The sequence below is a fragment of the Paenibacillus sp. sgz302164 genome, from assembly GCF_056120505.1.
The window spans coordinates 87,908-106,127 of sequence record NZ_JBVYOL010000007.1 but is presented as its reverse complement, the minus strand read 5'-3'; the positions used below and the strand labels follow the sequence as shown (position 1 = coordinate 106,127).

15 protein-coding genes are annotated in these 18,220 nt (G+C 54.9%); 14 read left to right on the top strand and 1 reads right to left on the bottom strand.

Annotation, left to right across the window (positions count from 1 at the left end; all coding sequences use genetic code 11):
• Window positions 1-68: 68 nt before the first annotated feature.
• From AC0LWT_RS13560 to AC0LWT_RS13545, 4 genes are all read left to right on the top strand, one after another.
• Window positions 69-749 (top strand): DUF4352 domain-containing protein, encoded by a 681-nt coding sequence (locus tag AC0LWT_RS13560; RefSeq protein WP_474681790.1) that lies wholly within the window; start codon window positions 69-71, stop codon window positions 747-749.
• Between the two features lie 192 nt (window positions 750-941).
• Window positions 942-1,358 (top strand): hypothetical protein, encoded by a 417-nt coding sequence (locus AC0LWT_RS13555; protein ID WP_474681789.1) that lies wholly within the window; start codon window positions 942-944, stop codon window positions 1,356-1,358.
• A 256-nt stretch (window positions 1,359-1,614) separates the two neighbouring features.
• Window positions 1,615-2,223 carry a bacterial transcriptional activator domain-containing protein gene (locus AC0LWT_RS13550; protein ID WP_474681788.1) on the top strand — a complete coding sequence of 203 codons (609 nt, stop codon included), beginning with the start codon at window positions 1,615-1,617 and terminating at the stop codon, window positions 2,221-2,223.
• Window positions 2,224-2,304: 81 nt separating this feature from the next.
• Complete coding sequence (locus AC0LWT_RS13545; protein WP_474681787.1) at window positions 2,305-2,466, top strand: hypothetical protein; 162 nt, start codon at window positions 2,305-2,307, stop codon at window positions 2,464-2,466.
• 245 nt (window positions 2,467-2,711) lie between these two features.
• Here AC0LWT_RS13545 and AC0LWT_RS13540 read toward each other — a convergent pair whose 3' ends face one another.
• Window positions 2,712-3,320 (bottom strand): TetR/AcrR family transcriptional regulator, encoded by a 609-nt coding sequence (locus tag AC0LWT_RS13540; RefSeq protein WP_474681786.1) that lies wholly within the window; start codon window positions 3,318-3,320, stop codon window positions 2,712-2,714.
• 222 nt (window positions 3,321-3,542) lie between these two features.
• Here AC0LWT_RS13540 and AC0LWT_RS13535 point away from each other — a divergent pair, with 222 nt between their 5' ends.
• The 10 genes from AC0LWT_RS13535 (at window position 3,543) to AC0LWT_RS13490 (ending at window position 18,197) form a co-directional block, all read left to right on the top strand.
• Entirely contained in the window at window positions 3,543-4,301 is a 759-nt protein-coding gene (locus AC0LWT_RS13535) for an SDR family oxidoreductase (RefSeq protein WP_474681785.1), read from the top strand.
• Between the two features lie 429 nt (window positions 4,302-4,730).
• Window positions 4,731-5,297 (top strand): outer spore coat protein CotE, encoded by a 567-nt coding sequence (locus tag AC0LWT_RS13530; protein ID WP_474681784.1) that lies wholly within the window; start codon window positions 4,731-4,733, stop codon window positions 5,295-5,297.
• A gap of 126 nt (window positions 5,298-5,423) precedes the next feature.
• Window positions 5,424-6,869 (top strand): putative amidoligase domain-containing protein, encoded by a 1,446-nt coding sequence (locus AC0LWT_RS13525; protein ID WP_474681783.1) that lies wholly within the window; start codon window positions 5,424-5,426, stop codon window positions 6,867-6,869.
• Between the two features lie 311 nt (window positions 6,870-7,180).
• Window positions 7,181-9,853, top strand: coding sequence for a DNA mismatch repair protein MutS (gene mutS / locus AC0LWT_RS13520; protein WP_474681782.1), 2,673 nt, complete (start codon window positions 7,181-7,183; stop codon window positions 9,851-9,853).
• Window positions 9,854-9,980: 127 nt separating this feature from the next.
• On the top strand, window positions 9,981-11,417 hold the full coding sequence (locus tag AC0LWT_RS13515) for a S41 family peptidase (RefSeq protein WP_474681781.1): 1,437 nt from the start codon (window positions 9,981-9,983) through the stop codon (window positions 11,415-11,417).
• A gap of 5 nt (window positions 11,418-11,422) precedes the next feature.
• Window positions 11,423-13,372, top strand: coding sequence for a DNA mismatch repair endonuclease MutL (gene mutL, locus AC0LWT_RS13510; RefSeq protein WP_474681780.1), 1,950 nt, complete (start codon window positions 11,423-11,425; stop codon window positions 13,370-13,372).
• Window positions 13,373-13,376: 4 nt separating this feature from the next.
• Entirely contained in the window at window positions 13,377-14,153 is a 777-nt protein-coding gene (locus tag AC0LWT_RS13505) for a class I SAM-dependent methyltransferase (RefSeq protein WP_474681779.1), read from the top strand.
• Window positions 14,147-15,136 (top strand): tRNA (adenosine(37)-N6)-dimethylallyltransferase MiaA, encoded by a 990-nt coding sequence (gene miaA, locus AC0LWT_RS13500; protein ID WP_474681778.1) that lies wholly within the window; start codon window positions 14,147-14,149, stop codon window positions 15,134-15,136. The genes AC0LWT_RS13505 and miaA overlap by 7 nt, the downstream gene beginning before the upstream one ends.
• A gap of 44 nt (window positions 15,137-15,180) precedes the next feature.
• On the top strand, window positions 15,181-15,420 hold the full coding sequence (gene hfq, locus AC0LWT_RS13495) for an RNA chaperone Hfq (protein ID WP_147946297.1): 240 nt from the start codon (window positions 15,181-15,183) through the stop codon (window positions 15,418-15,420).
• A 134-nt stretch (window positions 15,421-15,554) separates the two neighbouring features.
• The gene (locus tag AC0LWT_RS13490) at window positions 15,555-18,197 is read left to right on the top strand and encodes a transglycosylase domain-containing protein (RefSeq protein WP_474681777.1); all 2,643 of its coding nucleotides are present in this window, start codon (window positions 15,555-15,557) and stop codon (window positions 18,195-18,197) included.
• Window positions 18,198-18,220: the final 23 nt, after the last annotated feature.

Below are 18,220 nucleotides of genomic sequence, written 5' to 3'. Positions count from 1 at the left end.
ACTGAGCCTTAAATACTATGTATAATCGATAAATAGGAAAATTATACTATTTATTGGGGGCTGTTGAAGTGGCATTTCTAAAAGTATTGGGATGGATTTTCGTGCCTTACGTCATGATCTTTGTATCATGGAAAAATTTGCGGGTCGCAGGTAAAATTTTTGGGGTCTTCTGGGCTGTTATTGCCGGACTTTATGTGATCGGCAGCTTGAAGCTGCTTACTGCAAAAAATCAGGTGAACGCCCCTGTCAAAGTGGAGCAAAAGCAGGAGCAGGCCGACACCAAAAAAGCAGCGCCTTCGGCACCGGCGGCTACGGCCAAATCGACGCCAACGCCGACTCCAGCGCCGACACCGGCCGAACTTTCCAAAGAGGGCGTATCTTCCGATGTGAAAATCACCGTCGAAAGCGTGGAAACAAAAGAAGAGGCCGGCGACAACGAATTTTTGAAGGCCAAGGCGCAAGGCGTTTTCAAAATCATTAAACTGACGGTTGTCAACAACCAAAAAGATAAGATTACCGTCGATCAGGCCAGCTACAAATTAATCGACGATCAAAAAAGAGAATTTTCGAGCTCTTCGGACGCCATGACGGCGGTTGGCATGGACAAATCGTTTTTCCTGAAAAGTCTTAATCCCGGATTAAGCCTTACCGGCTACGTCGCTTTCGACGTCCCGAAAGATGCAAAAGGATTTTATCTGCAAGCGCAAGGCGGCATGATGGGCAAAAAAATCAAGCTTAAAGTAGAGTAGCTGATCAAATCTACGGGACGAAGCACAGGACGTGGCTTCGTCCTTTTTTTATGAGCGCCGGAGCGCCGGCCTGGCTTCGTGTGGTCGACCGACCGCCGCCATGCAGCGCAGCACCGCAAGCTGGGACTGCGCGCGGGCGCGAGTAAGCACGAGCGAAGCGCCTCGTCGGTGCTTCGGGTGTGGACCCGAGCGATGAGAAACATCGGTAGAGGGCGGGGAATAGGGCAGGGAAGAGGGAGAAAACCTGCAAAAGTGCAGTTTTTTTTCGTAAAAGTGGCTCATTTTGGTGAAAAGCCTGCGATTGTGCAGGAATTTTCTATAAAAATGAATCTGAGCCTATGTTTGCGGCGAAAAGCCTGCACAATTGCAGGAATATTCCGTTGCCGGCATATCCATCGAGAAAAAAATGTACTTTTGCAGGTTTTTTCGTGCAACCAGGCAAATTGTGCGACCGGATCTGGCGGTAGGTTTCACCATAGCCCGACTTTTGCAGTTTTGGGTGCATCTTATGTGGACAGCCGTTTAAAAGGGCGGAATGTCACTTTTTCTGTGTCCTTTAAAACATTTTCACATTACAAATTCATATATTACAATGGGAGAATAAGCTAATTAGAATCGGGTTTGAGATGGGGGTGGCCGGTTTGACAAACAGCAGTATTCAACTGTTAGGCAGGTTAAAAATTACTATAGACGACAAGGAGTTAACGACGTTTTTTTCCGGAAGCAAGGTCAAACTGCTGGCATACTTGATAATAACTTTTGACAGGACAATAAGCAGGAAACAAATTGCCTTTGATTTCTGGCCGGGTTCCACCGAGAAACAAGCCCTTTCCAATTTGCGGAAACTACTTCACGACCTGCGGGAATGCTGGAAGGTCAGCGGGAATACTCGTCGGCTATCGTTTTCGCGAACAAGCTGCTGATCCAGAATCCATTAAGAGAGGAAACGTACCGCACGTTGATGCGGCTGTACGCCTTGAATAAAGATATGGCGGGCGCTACTCGAATTTACCGGCAAATGCTGAGTAAATGGCAAGACGAACTGGGGATAGGCCCGACAGAAGAAACCGTGTACCTGATTGAAAGGCTTACGCAGAACGGCGTCGAACCTTCGTCGACCGCGCAGAACGAGCTGATCGGCAGATCCGCCGAATGGGGGCATCTTCTGAAAGCTTGGAAGCAGGCAGCGGCAGGCAAAAGCGCGATGTGGATATTGAAAGGGGAGGCGGGCATAGGCAAAACGAGACTGGCGCAGGAATTTAAATCGATGGTAGAAAGCCAGGGGGAACAAACAGCAATTGCCGGCTGTTACCCTTCAGCAAGCTCCCAGTCCTACCGTCCGGTAACAGTATGGCTTAGGCGTCTCGCCGTACCGCAGCTCAGTCCGGTTTGGCTGTCTGAGTTGGCGCGATTGCTGCCGGAGCTGTTGGAACGATACCCGACCTGCCGCAGCCAAACCCCATACAAGTCCTGAGAAAGAACGCCGATTTTTGCTATGCCAATGGACATCGACAACATTTATGCGGTTTTGTCAAGGGACTCAGCAGATACGTTGGTGAAAAATAAACAGTTCCAGGAAGTGTTAAAGATCGACCAATACGGAGACGTTACTTTTACGCTTGACCGCAAATTCAAGCGGCTCGTTCTAGATGCCGCTGTCGTCGACCCCGGAGAACACGAGGTGGAATTTTCGCTGTATAACAAAGTCCCAATTTGAACCCTTATATTTATGCCAGAATTTTGGACACTTCATATTTTGATAATGGGAATTCTGCCGCTAAGAAATAGCTTGTAATGTTAAGGACCGGGAGCAGCCACCCGCAGCGGAAAGACCAGGGAGCGATACGAATAAGCTGTAGCATAGGATAGACCAGAAAGGCGGCTCAAGTTAAGGGCCGCCTCTCTGGTCTTCTTGTTTATGATGCTTGCAGAGGGCTGCGGATTGCCGGGAGTATAAAGAGATCACTGCCTGGCCGATCCTTTGATCGACGTCTTCGCAACGGTCGGACGATAGTTGATGATCTTCACCAGTTGCTCCTGCATATAGGCCGGCGAATGATTGAAACCGCTCTCCACCCAGTGGAACACAAGCCCTAACAGCGCGTGGATCGAATAGGTGGCCAGCAGTTCTTCATCGATGTCGTTTTTCGTAGAGACAAGCTCCTCCATAGAAATCCGCTTGAGCGCGGTGAACATTTTCTCCCGGAGCGCCGGCAGTACATCGCTTTTCATAAGAACGGTATAAATCGCGGAATGCTCGTAAATGTGCGCGAAAAGCATAACGGAATGCGCCGGCAGCTGGTCGATGTGGAAGAACTCCACCTTCTCGTAAGGCGCGCGGAAGGAAAGTAGTAATTTATCGATCAGGTCGAGAATGATATCTTCAAGTAGCGCCTCCTTGCTTTCATAATTGGAATAGAAGGTCCCGCGGTTATAATTCGCAAGCTCCACGATTTCCGTAATGGATACCGCCGTAAACGGCTTGTCCGCCATTAGCGTCAGCAGCGCTTGGCGTAACGCGGCCCGGCTGCGAACGATGCGGCGGTCTATTTTTTTGCCATTGTCGGTCATTGTCTATGCGATCCTTCCTGTTAAACATATTGAACAAAATCGGCCGAGTTGTTCGTTATCTGACAAACGCGCTGTTTTTACTGATTGTAATCACTTATATCCCTCATTATACTTGAAGTAACGGATGTTCTCTATTGAACATGTGTTCGTTATTTCTTGGGGACAGCCGGCATTGTTTGTTCGAAGATATAAAATAATAAAGATAAATGGAGGAATTTCGTCATGAGATTATCCGGAAAAGTAGCTGTTGTTACTGGGGCTGCTTCGGGCATGGGAAGAGCCATCGCAGAATTGTACGCTGCGGAAGGGGCGAAAGTTGCCGTATCAGACCTTCGTGTTGAAGCCGCGCAAGCCGTTGTTGACGGGATTGTCTCCAGAGGCGGCGCCGCCTTCGCTATTGCCGCTAACGTCGCAAAAGAAGAAGACGTGCAGGCGCTTATCGATACAACCGTTGAGCAATATGGTACCGTAGACATTCTCGTCAACAACGCCGGCATTATGGACAACTTCGTCCCGGCCGGAGACTTGACGGACGAGCTGTGGGACCGCGTCTTCGCCATCAATACGACAGGACCAATGAGAACGATCCGCAAAGTGATTCCGATTTTTCTGGAGAAACAAGGCGGAGTCATAGTCAACATTGCATCCGCGGGGGGCTTGATGGGTTCCCGCGCCGGCGCGGCTTATACGGCTTCGAAGCACGCCGTCGTCGGCCTGACGAAGAACGTCGGATTCCAATATGCGCCTAAAGGCATCCGCTGTAATGCCATCGCGCCGGGCGGCGTCAATACAAACATCAGCGCATCCCTTACGACCCCGAACCCGTTCGGTATCGAAAGAGCGATGGCCGGCATAAACCTCAACCCGCGCACAGGGGAGCCGGAAGATATTGCGAAAGTGGCGTTGTTCCTTGCTTCCGACGATGCTAGCTTCGTTAACGGCACGGTTGTAACGGCCGATGCGGGCTGGACTGCTTATTAACCTTACAGATCCTATGCTAAACCGTCAGTCCGTCTTGGGGCTGGCGGTTTTGCCGTATTTCAGGCAGCTGAATTTTGATGACACATTATATTGCGAAAGAACTTTTGGAATGAAACGCTAGATTCAGAGATATTTTTTGGCTGCGCGAATTTGGCCGGTTCATTTCCATAGAGAAAGCAATTTGGAATTTGTGGAATTAACGAGCGCAAAACGAAATAAAATGTAGTAAAATCACACGAATAACAGAGAAGCCGTGCGTCGCCGGCGCTTGATGCTGCGGCCGCTTTTTTGACTGCAAATCATTTACTTTTATCGGCATTATATAGGCGATTCGATAATAATATTTATTTGTTCGCATCCATTTAATCAACATTTGCCTATGTCCCGCATACACTTGTAATGAATGATTGTATGGAGGAGGTTGAAAGGATGTCAATAGATAAAGATTTGCAGTGCAGAGAGATCATTACCAAAGCTGTCTGCGGCAAAGGCCGCAAATTCTCGCACGTAAGTCATACCGTGACTCCGCCCTTTTCTCCGACCAGTATATTGGGCGCTTGGATCATTAACAACCAATATGAAGCGATCCAATCCGGAGATGGCGTAGAGGTAGTTGGTACTTATGATATCAACATCTGGTATTCTTACGATCGCAACACCAAAACCGATGTTGCAAAAGAGACAGTGTCCTATGTAGAAGTCGTTCCGCTTACTTACTTAGACAAGAAGCATAGGTCGGCTACGGCTGAGGTGGCTGCCTTCGCAACACAGGAGCCGAACTGTGTGGAAGCCAGCGTCTCCTCCGGCGGCGACAGCGTGGTAATCCGGGTGGAACGGGAGTTCCAGGTCGAGATGGTCGCCGAAACGAAAGTGAATGTAGTCGTTAGCCCGACCGGCCCAAGCGATTTCGACGACAAGCATGTGGACTTCGATGACAGCGTGGACGGAGATTTCGAGGATCTGGATGCTGCGCTGCTCGAAGAAGACCTGGATTAAGGAACCTTATACTTCACTGTATGCAGGAGCATTGGGTTCGGCAGAGGGCATTCGCCCTCTTTTTTGTTTTGGCCTGGAAAATGGGCTTGAACGGAGCGGCCCCAAAAAAACCGAAGGAGCCTGACAATGGACACATTTTTTCTCCATTTTCACGAACGGGATGCCCTGGCGATCGCCGGGAGCATGCGGACGGCCAGCGGAACGAAGCTGCCGGAGGACTGGCAGGGGCAGGTTGTCATCCATTGGGGCGGGGCGCAGAGCGAGCAGCCGGGCAAGCGCGCGCTGCAGCCGGTGAAAGCGATTTTGCGCGCCCGGCAGCCGGCCAGGCGCGACGAACTGCTCGGCCTGCACGGGATCAAGACGAGGGCTTCGCTTGGCGGCCAAAGCGGACGGATCGTTTTTCCCTATATGTACAAGGTTGCCGTCTTTCATTTGCAAATTTTGGCCGTTTACGAGAAAAAAGAGCGTTTGCTCCGCTCGGAACAGTCGGTTTACGATTCCACCTACAAGCACCTTAAGCCCGCTTACGAGGAAGTGCAGCCCGAACTGGCGAGCCGTCACGTGCGCAGGGCGAGCCGCGAGTCCGTCAAGGCGATCTACGCGCTCGGTCTGGATTACGGGCTGGTGACGGTCGGCATCCTGCCTAACGGGCATACGCTCGTGCTCGATGTGGACCCGGCGCCGAAGCTGAACGAGCGGCTCACGCCGCTGTTCGCCCAGGCGATCGACCGCTATGCAGCCGCGCTGGGTCAAGAGCTGCGGCGCACCGAGCGGGCCGTGCTCGGCAGCGACCCCGAGTTCCTGCTGCTCAGCCCGCGGGGCAAAGTCGTCTCCGCCGACCGCTATCTCGCGCGGGACGGCGCAGTCGGCTGCGATGCCATCGTGCTCAGCGGGCATCGCGTCATCCTGCCGCTGGCGGAGCTGCGCCCGCAGCCAAGCGCCGACCCGCGCGAGCTGGCGAGAAACCTGCTGTCTTCGATGCAGCTCGCCGCGCGGGCGATTCCCGACGAGAGCCTCGCCTGGCTCTCGGGAGGCATGCCGGTGAGCGGCTTCCCGCTCGGCGGCCATATCCACTTCAGCCGCTGCTGGCTGAATACGCACCTGCTGCGCGCGCTCGACAACTATCTCGCGCTGCCGCTGATGCAAATCGAGGGGCCGACGACCCGCGACCGCCGACCCCGATACGGCTTCCTCGGCGATTTCCGGCGCCAGCCGCACGGCGGCTTCGAATACCGCACGCTGCCGAGCTGGATGGAGTCGCCGCTGGTTGCGCGCGGCACATTCGCGCTCGCTTCGCTGATCGCCGACAACTATTGGCTACTTCAGCAGCAGCCTCTGCAAAAACTCGACATACAGCGAGCCTATTATCGCGGAGACAAAGCAAGCCTTCAGCAAACGGTGGCGGAGTTGTGGAAGGATTTAGAAAAACTGGAGGCGTACGACGTTCATGCAAAAGTGCTGGACCGGCTGAAACTGCGGATCGAACGGATGGAGCCGTGGAATGAGCGTGAGGATATCCGCAAAGCGTGGCGCATTGCCCCCTATCATCGCAAAGAAGCAATTAAGCAGTAAATCATGTTATAATAGAATCGATTGTCGCCGGATTGGATAAGGGACGGTTTGCCGGACGCTGCTGCGGCCCGCGGACCGTCCTGCGCGCAGAACAAGCGGGTACGAATTGCGCCAGGAGTCTGGCGGGCGGAGTTTCTTTTGCACATGTTATTCCGCATACATATACCTTCTGCTGAATTTATCGGACAGACTCCCGGGTGCAGGAACGGAGCTGCTTTTAACGAATTAGTAGAGGCACTGCGCCTTGCTGCGGCGGTTGATTTTCATAGATTCATAGAACGAATCATTTTATTATCTGGTTGGAGGAACGTATGGCCCAGTACACACCGATGATACAACAATACTTGGCCGTTAAGGCGCAAGTCCCGGATGCTTTTTTATTTTTTCGGTTAGGCGATTTTTACGAAATGTTTTTTGAGGATGCGGTGAACGCGTCGCGGGAGCTGGAAATTACGCTGACAGGCAGGGACGGCGGGGGAGAAGACCGTATTCCGATGTGCGGCGTACCCTACCATTCCGCGGAAAATTACATAGCCCGATTGGTTGAAAAAGGATTCAAGGCAGCGATTTGCGAGCAGGTCGAAGACCCGGCGGAAGCCAAAGGCGTCGTGCGGCGGGAAATCGTGCGCATTGTGACTCCGGGCACCGTCATGGACAGCAAGCTGCTGGGCGAGTCGAGCAACAATTATATGGTTTCTCTCGTCGGTGGAAACGGCGCATACGCGTTTACCGCGTGCGACATTTCTACGGGAGAGTTGTATACGACTTTGCTGCCGGCTTCCTGGGAAGCGGTCGTGGACGAGCTGAACGTATACAGCCCTTCCGAGCTGATCGCGGATACTTCGATGCTCGAACAAGTTCGCGAAAGCACGGCCAATTGGAGCCGATCCGCCGTCGTAACGGAGTGGTCGGATGCGGACCACAGCCTGCTGGCCGAGCATTTTGCCGCGGACGAGGCGCTGCCCGGGCTCCACGAGCTGAACAGACAGGGCGTTGCGCTGCTGCTCAGCTATTTGAAAGAGACGCAGAAGCGGGCGCTTACGCATATCAAACATATCCGCCGCTATGAGCCGGACATGTACATGACGATGGACCCTTTTACGAGAAGAAACCTCGAGCTTGTCGAGACGGTGCGGGAGCGCACGAAAAAAGGCTCGCTGCTCTGGCTGCTCGATAGAACTGTAACGGCCATGGGCGCGCGCATGCTGCGCCGCTGGATCGAGAAGCCGCTCATGAGCGTGTCCCGCATCGAGGAACGGCTGGAAGCGGTCGATGTGCTGTATAACCAGCTGATCGTCCGCGAGGATGTCCGGCAGGCGCTCAAGGAAGTGTACGACCTGGAGCGGCTCGTCGCGCGCATTTCCTACGGCAACGCCAATGCGCGGGATATGACGGCGCTGAAGCATTCGCTGCAGCAGGTGCCGCTGCTGCGGGAAGTATGCGCGGCATCCGGCTCCCGCACGCTGCGCCGGCTCGTCGACAACATGGATGCGTGCGAAGACGTGATGTCGTGGATCGCGGAGGCGATTGTCGACGAGCCTCCCGTATCGATCCGCGACGGCGGCATGATCCGGGAAGGCTACCAGCCTTACCTGGACCAGCTGCGCGAAGCGAGCACGAACGGCAAGCAGTGGATTGCCGAGCTGGAGCGCCGGGAGCGGGAGGCGACGGGCATCAAGTCGCTGAAGATCGGCTACAACAAAGTGTTCGGCTATTTCATCGAAGTGACGAAAGCGAACATGGCTTCGCTCCCGGAAGGCCGCTACGAGCGGAAGCAGACACTGGCCAACGCGGAGCGCTACGTAACGCCCGAACTGAAAGAAAAAGAAGCGCTTATTCTCGAAGCGCAGGATAAAATGGTCGATCTCGAGCACGAGCTGTTCACGGAGCTGCGCAACCGCATTTCCGGGCACATTTCACGGCTGCAGAAGCTGGCGGAAGTGATCGCCGCCGCCGACGTGTACCAGTCGCTGGCCGCTGTCAGCGCGGCGTATCACTACCGCAAGCCGGAGATCGGCGAAGGTTTCGATCTCCGCATCGAGGAGGGCCGCCATCCGGTTGTGGAGGCGGTCATCCAGGACGGCTCGTTCATCGCCAACGAAACGAGGCTGGAACAGGAGCAGGGCCGCATTTTGCTCATCACCGGGCCGAATATGGCCGGGAAGAGCACGTATATGCGGCAGGTGGCCGTCATCTGCCTGATGGCGCAGATCGGCTGCTTTGTGCCCGCACGGTCGTCGCGCATGCCGGTCGTCGACCGGATTTTTACGCGGATCGGCGCTGCCGACGATCTGATCGGCGGCCAGAGCACGTTCATGGTCGAGATGATGGACATCCAGGTGATGACGGAGAAAGCGACGAGCCAAAGCCTTGTCATCATCGACGAATTGGGCCGCGGCACTTCGACGGGCGAAGGTATGGCGATCGCCCAGGCGGTCATTGAGTTTTTGCACGACCGGATCGGCTGCAAGACGCTCGTGTCGACGCACTTCCACGAGCTTGCGCATTTGGAAGAAAGCTTGGGCCATCTGCGCAACCACTGCATGGCGGTCAAAGAGAGCGGCAGGCAGGTGACTTTTTTGCGCAAGCTGATTCCCGGGGCGGCAAGCACCAGCTACGGCATCTACTGTGCCGAAATTGCCGGGCTGCCCGAAACGATCATTCAGCGCTCCTATGCGCTGCTGAACGGCTTTGAAACGCGGGCGGCCGCCGCTGCGCAGGCCGCGCCCGCGAATGAGCAGCCCTCCCCGCCGCGGGCTGCGGAGCTTGAAACCGCCGCCGCCGCAACAGCGAAGGCGGAGCCGGCGGTTCAGCAGTTGTCCCTCTTTGAGGAGGACAACGTCGCCGTTTCCGGCGTCAAGAAGAAGCTTGACGCCAAATCGCAGCTGGTGCTGGACCAGCTGAAGGGGATCGATTTGATCAACATGACGCCGCTGCAGGCGCTCAATCTGGTTTACGAATGGAAACAAAAGCTGCATAACTAGGAGTCTGTCCGATGAACGACGTAGAAGGTATATATGTAAAGCAACTCCGTCGGACAGACTCCCGGGAGTTTGGCGGATGAACCCGCCGGACTCCCGGCCAAAAAATATACGCACGGGAGAGTCAGTCATGAGACAACCAAGCTTGAAACCGATGAAAGTTACGCTTGCGCTCGCTTCCGCCCTTCTGACTTTGCTGCCTGCCGGCGCTATGGCGCAGGACGATGCGCAGACCACCGAGCAGGTCAGACAAGTTCTCGGAACGATGCACGTCAGCGGAGTCACTGAAAATGATTTGAAAAATAAAAGCATCGCCGAAATGATCGAAGGGCTTAAAGATCCTTATACCGTATTTTTTACGAAAAAGGAGCTTGACGCATTTTCCAACTACCTGGAAAACAATTACGTCGGCATGGGCGCCCGCATCGGAATGGACAAAGACGGCATCTATCTTTCCGAAATATTTGCCGGATCTGCGGCGGAAGCTGCCGGTCTCCAGGTAGACGATTACATCGTGGCGGTAGACGGAGCGGCCGTGCAAAAAGATTCGATCGAATCGGCCAGAAGCAAAATTATCGGGGAATCGGGAACGAAAACGAAAATAACGGTGCAGCGGGGCGGCAAGGAATTGACGGTCGACTTGACTCGCAAAGAAGTGAATGTGCCTGAAGTGTACAGCAAAAGCTTCGCTAATGGCGTCGGCTACATTCAAATCACCGATTTTTCCAGCGATGCCGACAGCGATTTTGACAAGCAATTGGCCGATTTGAAGTCCAAAGGGCTGAAGGCGCTCATTCTCGATGTGCGCAACAATCCGGGCGGGCTGGTGAAAACCGCACAAAATATCGCCAAACATTTTGTCAAGGAGGGCACGCTGATCCATACGAGGGACCGCAACGGTGTCGATGAGCCGGTGCCGATCACCGGCGGTTCGGAAGTCGGGGTGCCCGTATATGTGCTCGCGAACGAGAACAGCGCCAGCGCTTCGGAAGTTTTGAGCGGGGCGCTTCAGGACTATAAGGTCGCCAAAGTCATCGGCGTTCAGACGTTCGGGAAGGGCAGCGTCCAGCAGTTGATGCAGCTGACGGACGGGAGCGGCCTGAAAGTGACGATCGAGGAGTATTTAACGCCTAACATGCACAAAGTGAACAAAGTGGGCATCAAGCCGGATATCGAGACGGATGGCAGTGCGGCACAATTGATTACGGCGCTTCATATGGCGGGCATTCCCGATGTCGAGGTTACGGTTTACAAACATAAGGTGACTTACAACGGCGTCGAAATGACGAGCGGCTTCCCGCTGCTCAGCGAGAACGGGCATTTGTACGCCCCGACCCGCGCCCTGGCGGCGCTTGTTAACGCCAAAGTCGCCTGGAATAACGACAAGCACACGGTCGATGTGACAGGGGCGGACGGCACGCATTCGCTTTCGTCCGAAGCAGGCAAGCTTATTATCGACAATGGCACGAGTTACGTGAATGTCGATCTGTTTCATGATTATTTCCCCGGACTTCATGTCAAAGAAGATGGGGAGAACGTGACGATCGGCGCCGCAAAGGGGAACTGAGCGCTATGGGGAAAATCCAGCTTTTAAGCGAGCATATTGCCAACCAGATCGCGGCGGGAGAAGTGGTGGAAAGGCCTTCTTCCGTCGTCAAGGAGCTTGTGGAAAATTCGGTCGATGCCGGCAGCACCCGTATTGACGTGACGATCGAAGAGGGCGGCCTGCAGCTCATCCGGGTTGCGGACAACGGCTCGGGGATGGAAGCCGGAGATTGCGAATTGGCTTTTCAGCGCCATGCGACGAGCAAAATCGCCACGAGCAAAGATCTGTTCGCGATTCGCACGCTCGGCTTTCGCGGCGAGGCGCTGCCCAGCATCGCCTCGGTGTCGAGGCTGGAATGCGTGACGAGCTCCACGAACGACGGGCTGGGGCGAAAAATCGCCATCGAAGGCGGCACCATTCGTCTGGTAGAGGAGATTGCGGCTTCCCGGGGCACGGAAGTGTCGGTCAAGGAGCTGTTTTTCAACACTCCGGCGCGCCTGAAATATATGAAAACGATCCAGACCGAGCTGGGACACGTGTCCGATTATTTGTACAGGCTCGCTCTGGCCCATCCGAATATCGCGTTCTCCCTGAAGCATAACGGCAATCTGCTGCTGCAAACACTAGGCAATGGGGATATGCTCCAGGTCATCGCCGGCATCTACGGCACGGCCGTCGGGAAGCAGATGCTGCCGATTCAGGCGGAAAGCCTGGATTACACGCTGCAAGGCTTCATCGCTAAACCGGAGATGACGCGCGCCAATCGGGGCGGCATTTCCACCATCGTCAACGGCCGCTATGTCCGCAACTTTGCATTGAATCAGGCGCTGCTCCAAGGCTATCATACGCTGCTGCCGATCAACCGCTTCCCGGTCGCCGTCCTGCAAATCGGCATGGACCCGGCTCTCGTCGACGTCAACGTGCATCCGTCCAAGCTGGAGGTGCGGTTCAGCAAGGAAGCGGAGCTGACGGCGATGATCGAAGCGGAAGTGAAGCGGACGCTCGGCAAGCAGGTCCTGATTCCGCAGGGCGCGAAGCCGGCTGCGCCGAAGGGGGCGTACGTGCAGGAACAGCTGGAGCTCACGCGGGTTGCGGAGCCAGCTGCGGAGCCTAACCTCGTGACAACTCCGCAGCCTCGCACAGAGCGCACCGAACCCGTCAAAACGGAACCGCTGCCGCTCACGCCGGGCCCGCTGGTCAAGGAGGCCGTGAATCCGTACCGTTCTGCGGTAGAGCCCCTTGCAGCCCGCCCGCGTACAGGGATGGCTTCAACGTCCGGTTCGGACTACGCGCCCGCGAACAGCGCCTCCGTTCGGCAGCAGCGCAAAGCGGTGGAAGCTTTTATGGATCTGATTCCGGAATCCGGCGAATCGGCGGCGCCTAAGCTGCCTTCATTTCCAAGGCTCGATCCGATCGGGCAAATGCACGGAACTTACTTGATCGCGCAAAACGATGAAGGGCTTTACCTGATCGATCAGCATGCGGCTCACGAACGCATCAATTATGAATATTTCTACGAGCGCTTCGGCAATCCGGCGGAGGCCAGCCAGGAGCTGCTCGTGCCGATTACGCTGGAATTTACGCCGTCCGAAGCGGCCGTTATCGAAGACAGGCTCTCCCTGTTCGAGCAGGCCGGGGTGTATATGGAAGCGTTCGGCGGCAATACGTTTTTGGTGAGGGCGCATCCCCACTGGTTTCCGGGCGGCGAAGAGAAAGCGATCGTCGAGGAAATGTGCGAGTGGGTGCTCGCCGAGCGCAAGGCGGTCGACATCGCCAAGCTGCGGGAGAAAGCGGCGATTATGTGTTCCTGCAAAGCGTCGATCAAAGCGAATCAGGGCCTGAGCGTGCTTGAAATGGAAACTTTGATCGACCGTTTGGCCGGATGCCGCAATCCTTATACGTGTCCGCACGGCAGGCCGATCGTCGTCAGCTTCTCCACTTATGAGCTTGAAAAAATGTTTAAGCGGGTGATGTAGCCTCGTGCTTGTAACGACATCTTACGAACCGTCAGGCGAAGCGCTTGCCAAAGCACGCCGGCTGGCGGAGGAATACGGCGGGCGTCTGGTTGCGCGGGGCCGGGATTCCCTGCGGCAAATCAGACAAAAGCAAGGCGACGATTCGCTTCTGCTTGTGACGAAGGAAGAGATCAGGTACTATGTAGGAGATATGCCTGCGTTATTTTTTCATCCGAGCATGGCGCAGGTGCGAATCAAGCGGCTGCTTCGCGGCGAATCCGATTTGCTGCTCGACGCATCCGGCGCGGCGGCAGGCGATTCGGTGATCGACTGTACGGCGGGGCTGGCTTCCGATGCGATTGTGTTTTCGTTTGCCGTCGGCGCCGCCGGGCAAGTGACGGCATTGGAGAGCGAGCCGGTTCCGGCCATGCTCATCCGCGAAGGGCTGTCGGCGTACGAATCCGACATTCCCGAACTTAACGAAGCGATGCGCCGAATCGCTGTCAGGCAGACCGATCATCTCGCTTATTTGCAGCGGCTGGAGACGGGGAGCGCGGACATCGTCTATTTTGACCCGATGTTCCGCAATCCGATCGGGGAATCGAGCTCGATCTCGCCCCTGCGGCAGCGGGCCAATCCCGAAGCGGTCAGCCTGCTTGCGATCGAGCAGGCCCGGCGCGTAGCCAGAAAAAGCATCGTGCTCAAGGAGCACAGGGACAGCAAGGAGTTTGCCCGCCTCGGTTTCGAGCGGGTGCTGCGTTCCAATACGAAAACGACTTATGGAGTGATTCGACTGTGTTAGACGCGTTGGCGAAGCCGAAGCTGCTCGTGCTGATCGGCCCTACGGCGGTCGGCAAGACGAAGCTGAGCCTGGAAATCGCCCAAAAATTCGATTGCGAGATCATTTCGGGCGATTCCATGCAGGTGTACCGGGGGATGGATATCGGCACGGCGAAGGCAAGTCCGGAGGAGCGCGCGCTCGTTCCCCATCATCTGATCGATATTCACGAGCCGTCCTATCCTTTTTCGGCGGCAGAATTTCAGGAGCGGGTCAAAAGCCTCGTCCCGGAAATTCATGCCCGGGGGAAGCTGCCTTTTATCGTCGGAGGAACCGGATTGTACATAGAGTCGGTTTGCTACAATTACCAATTCACAGACGTCGGCATGGATGAAGCTTTCCGCAATGAGCAGGAAGCGTTTGCGAACTGGTACGGGGACGAGGCGCTGCACGGCAGGCTGAGGGAGATCGATCCGGAAACCGCGGACCGCCTGCATGCCAATGACCGAAGGCGCGTGATCCGGGCGCTGGAAGTCGCCCATGTGTCCGGCAAGCCGCTGTCGGAGCATCTGGCCGGGCAAAAAAAAGAGTCGCCCTACGAACTCTGCATCATTGGCCTCACGATGGACCGGGCGCTGCTCTACCGGCGCATCGAAGAGCGGATCGATCAGATGATGAGCGAAGGGCTCGTTGAAGAAGTCCGCAGCCTGCTCGATTCCGGCTGTCCGAGAGACGCCATCTCGATGCAAGGGCTGGGCTACAAGGAAATCGTCACTTACCTCGACGGATTCCGCACATATGAAGAAGCGGTCGAGCTGCTGAAACGGGATACGCGCAGGTTTGCCAAGCGGCAATTGTCCTGGTTTCGGCACATGAAGGACATAGATTGGATCGATGTCACGGATACGGCAAAATTTTCTGCGCATTTCCAAAAGATTAATGATATAATAGCAGGAAAGTTTGTTCAAGAAATTGAATATATTCAACAACAATTACCATTGAAATAGCGCCAACCGGGCGGATGTTTCATTCCATTAAGGGGGACCTACTGATGAACAAATCCATTAATATCCAGGACAATTTTTTGAACCAACTGCGCAAAGAAAGCATTCCCGTAACCGTATACTTGACTAATGGGTTTCAAATCAGAGGACTTATTCGCGCTTTCGATAATTTCACGATTATCATAGACAGCGAAGGACGCCAGCAAATGGTTTACAAGCATGCGATTTCAACTTTTACCCCGCAAAGAGCCGTCTCGCTGATGGCCGCTGCGGAAGCATCCGAGTAACGATTGGCGGCATTTTGCAACTTTTCAATTTGCGGGAACGTCTAATCGAATAGTAACAAGCAGGAGCAACCTTGATCACGAGGTTGTTCTTTTGTTGATCAGCCTAGAGATTATAGACGAGGGAGTCGGTGGATTTGGCAAATACAACCAAAACGAAGCCTCAGGAAACCAAAAAAACCAAGAAGAAGAAACCGTTCAATGCAAGAAAGCTGATATTCGGTACGATCATTACAGGAATACTTGCCGTCATTTGCGCAATGGGCGTTTACATCGTCGTCCTGATGAGCGGCTACAAGATTTTGGATCAAAACATTGACAAGATAGAAATTTCCTCGGAATCATCGCTCGTTTTTGCGCAGGAAGAAGGAAAAGCGGAGCCTACCGAGATCGCCAAGCTGTATCAAGGCGCGGAAAACCGCGAAAGTGTCAAAATCGCAGACATTCCGAAACAACTGCAGGACGCGTTTATCGCGACCGAGGACAGGCGCTTTAAGGAGCATTCCGGCGTCGATTTCTGGGCGATCGGGCGCGCGTTGGTCAAAGACGTGATGCATATGAGCGCCGTCGAAGGGGGAAGCACGATCACCCAGCAGCTCGCTAAAAACGTCTTCCTTAGCTCTGAGAAGACGGCCTTCCGCAAGGGTACGGAAATGGCCATCGCCTTTGCTTTGGATGAAAAGTATAGCAAAGAGTATATTTTGGAAAAATATTTAAATCGCATTTATTTAGGCAGCAATGCGTACGGCATCAAGGCGGCCGCCAAGGTGTATTTCGGCAAATCGAACCTGAACGATTTGAAGCTGTGGGAAATCGCCACGCTCGCCGCCCTGCCGAAAGCGCCGTCCCGCTATTCGCCTTTAGCCAACCCGGACTTGTCCAAAGAGCGGCGCGGCGTCGTACTCAAGCTGATGGCCGACCAGGGCTACATTACCGAGCAGGAGCGCGCAGAGGCGGCCGGAATCGATTATGTGCCTCCGACCGGCCGCACAACGACGTCGAATTACGCTACCTTTGTTGATTACGTCATTAACGAAGCGGAAAATATGTACGGCATCGACGAGGAAGAGCTGATGTCCAAAGGCTACCGGATCTATACGACGATGAACCCGAAAGCGCAACAAACTATGGAGCAGACGTACACTAATGCAAGCCTGTTCCAGAAAGACGCTACCGACGGGCAAAAGATTCAAAGCTCGATGGTCATTATCGATCATAAAACCGGCGGTCTGGTGGCGATGATCGGAGGCAGGGACTATCAGGCGCGAGGGTTCAACCGTGTATTTTCCCTAAGACAGCCCGGCTCGTCATTCAAGCCGATTGCGGCTTACGGCCCGGCGCTGGAGACGGGAGACTGGAATCCGTATTCCAAGCTGGATGATACCCAGACGTCGTTCGGCGATTATTCGCCCCGCAACTACGACCGAACGAGCCACGGTCAAGTAACGATGTTCGAAGCGGTGAAAAAGTCGTACAATTTGGCCCCAGTATGGCTGCTCAGCCAGATCAGCAGCGCCAAAGGGATGAGTTACGTCATGGATTTCGCGAACAAGCTGGGCATTCCTTTGAACAAAACGAAAGACCGCAACCTGGCTATCGCCCTGGGCGGTTTGACGGACGGGGTTTCCCCGCTGCAAATGGCGACGGCATACGGCGCATTTGCCAATCAGGGCGTGCAGAACAAAACGCACGCGATTGTCCGGATTACGGATAAGGACGGTAAAGATGTCGCTACGTACAAAACGGATCAAAAGCAGGTCATCAAGCCGCAGACCGCTTATTATTTAACGCTGCTGCTCCAAGGCGTCGTCGAGCAGGGCGGGACGGGCGCGAAGGCGAAGTTCGACCGTCCGGTCGCCGGGAAAACGGGATCGACGGGACTTGATATTAAAGGAATTGAGAAGTATGACCGCGACGTCTGGTTCGTCGGCTACACGCCGGAGTGGACCGCGGCCGTATGGGAAGGATTCGACAAGGTCGACGCGAAGCATTATGTGACGGTCGGCAGCGGAAGTCCCTCCGCCATTTTCAAGGAAGTCATGTCCAAGGCGCTTGCAGGCAAGCCTGCCTCCAGCTTTACGAAGCCTGCCAGCGTGCCTGATTTGAAAGAGCCGCCTAGCGGAGTAACCGATTTGGCAGGCGCGTATGTGCCGGAAAAAAGATCCGTCCAATTAACGTGGACACCGTTTGGCGACAAGACAGCTTATCAAGTGTTCCGGAAAAGCTCCACGGAACAGGATCCCAAGCTGCTGCTTGAGTCTCCATCGACGGGAGTCAGCGATATGACCGTAACCGGCGGAGAAACGTATCAATATTACGTAATTCCAGTGAATCTGGATACGAATGCCCCCGGCAGCAAGTCCAATGAAATCAGCGTCACCGTTCCCAAGGACGACGGGCTGATTACATCGCCGACGCCGTCCATGTCGCCGTCGCCGTCTCCCGGCAGCGGAGCGAACCATGGCTCGCCGTCACCGTCACCGTCGCCAGGGATGCAGTCTCCGGGGGCATCGCCTACGGCCGGCGGCAAAGCGACTACGCTCCCTTCGGCCAGTCCCGGAACTTCGCCGGGCTCCGGCCCGACGGCTTCGCCTTCCGATAAACCTGCGGGAGGCCAGGCGGATAAGCCCGGAGATCCCTTGAATCCGAACGGGACCAAGGCGAACGGGATCAATAACACGAACGGTCTGAACAGTACGGACGCCTTGAATGGCGCGAACGACGCGAACAACGTTAACAATGCGAACAACGCGAACAATACAAACAACGTGAAAAACTAACAATCGATCCAGCTTTTATGCTG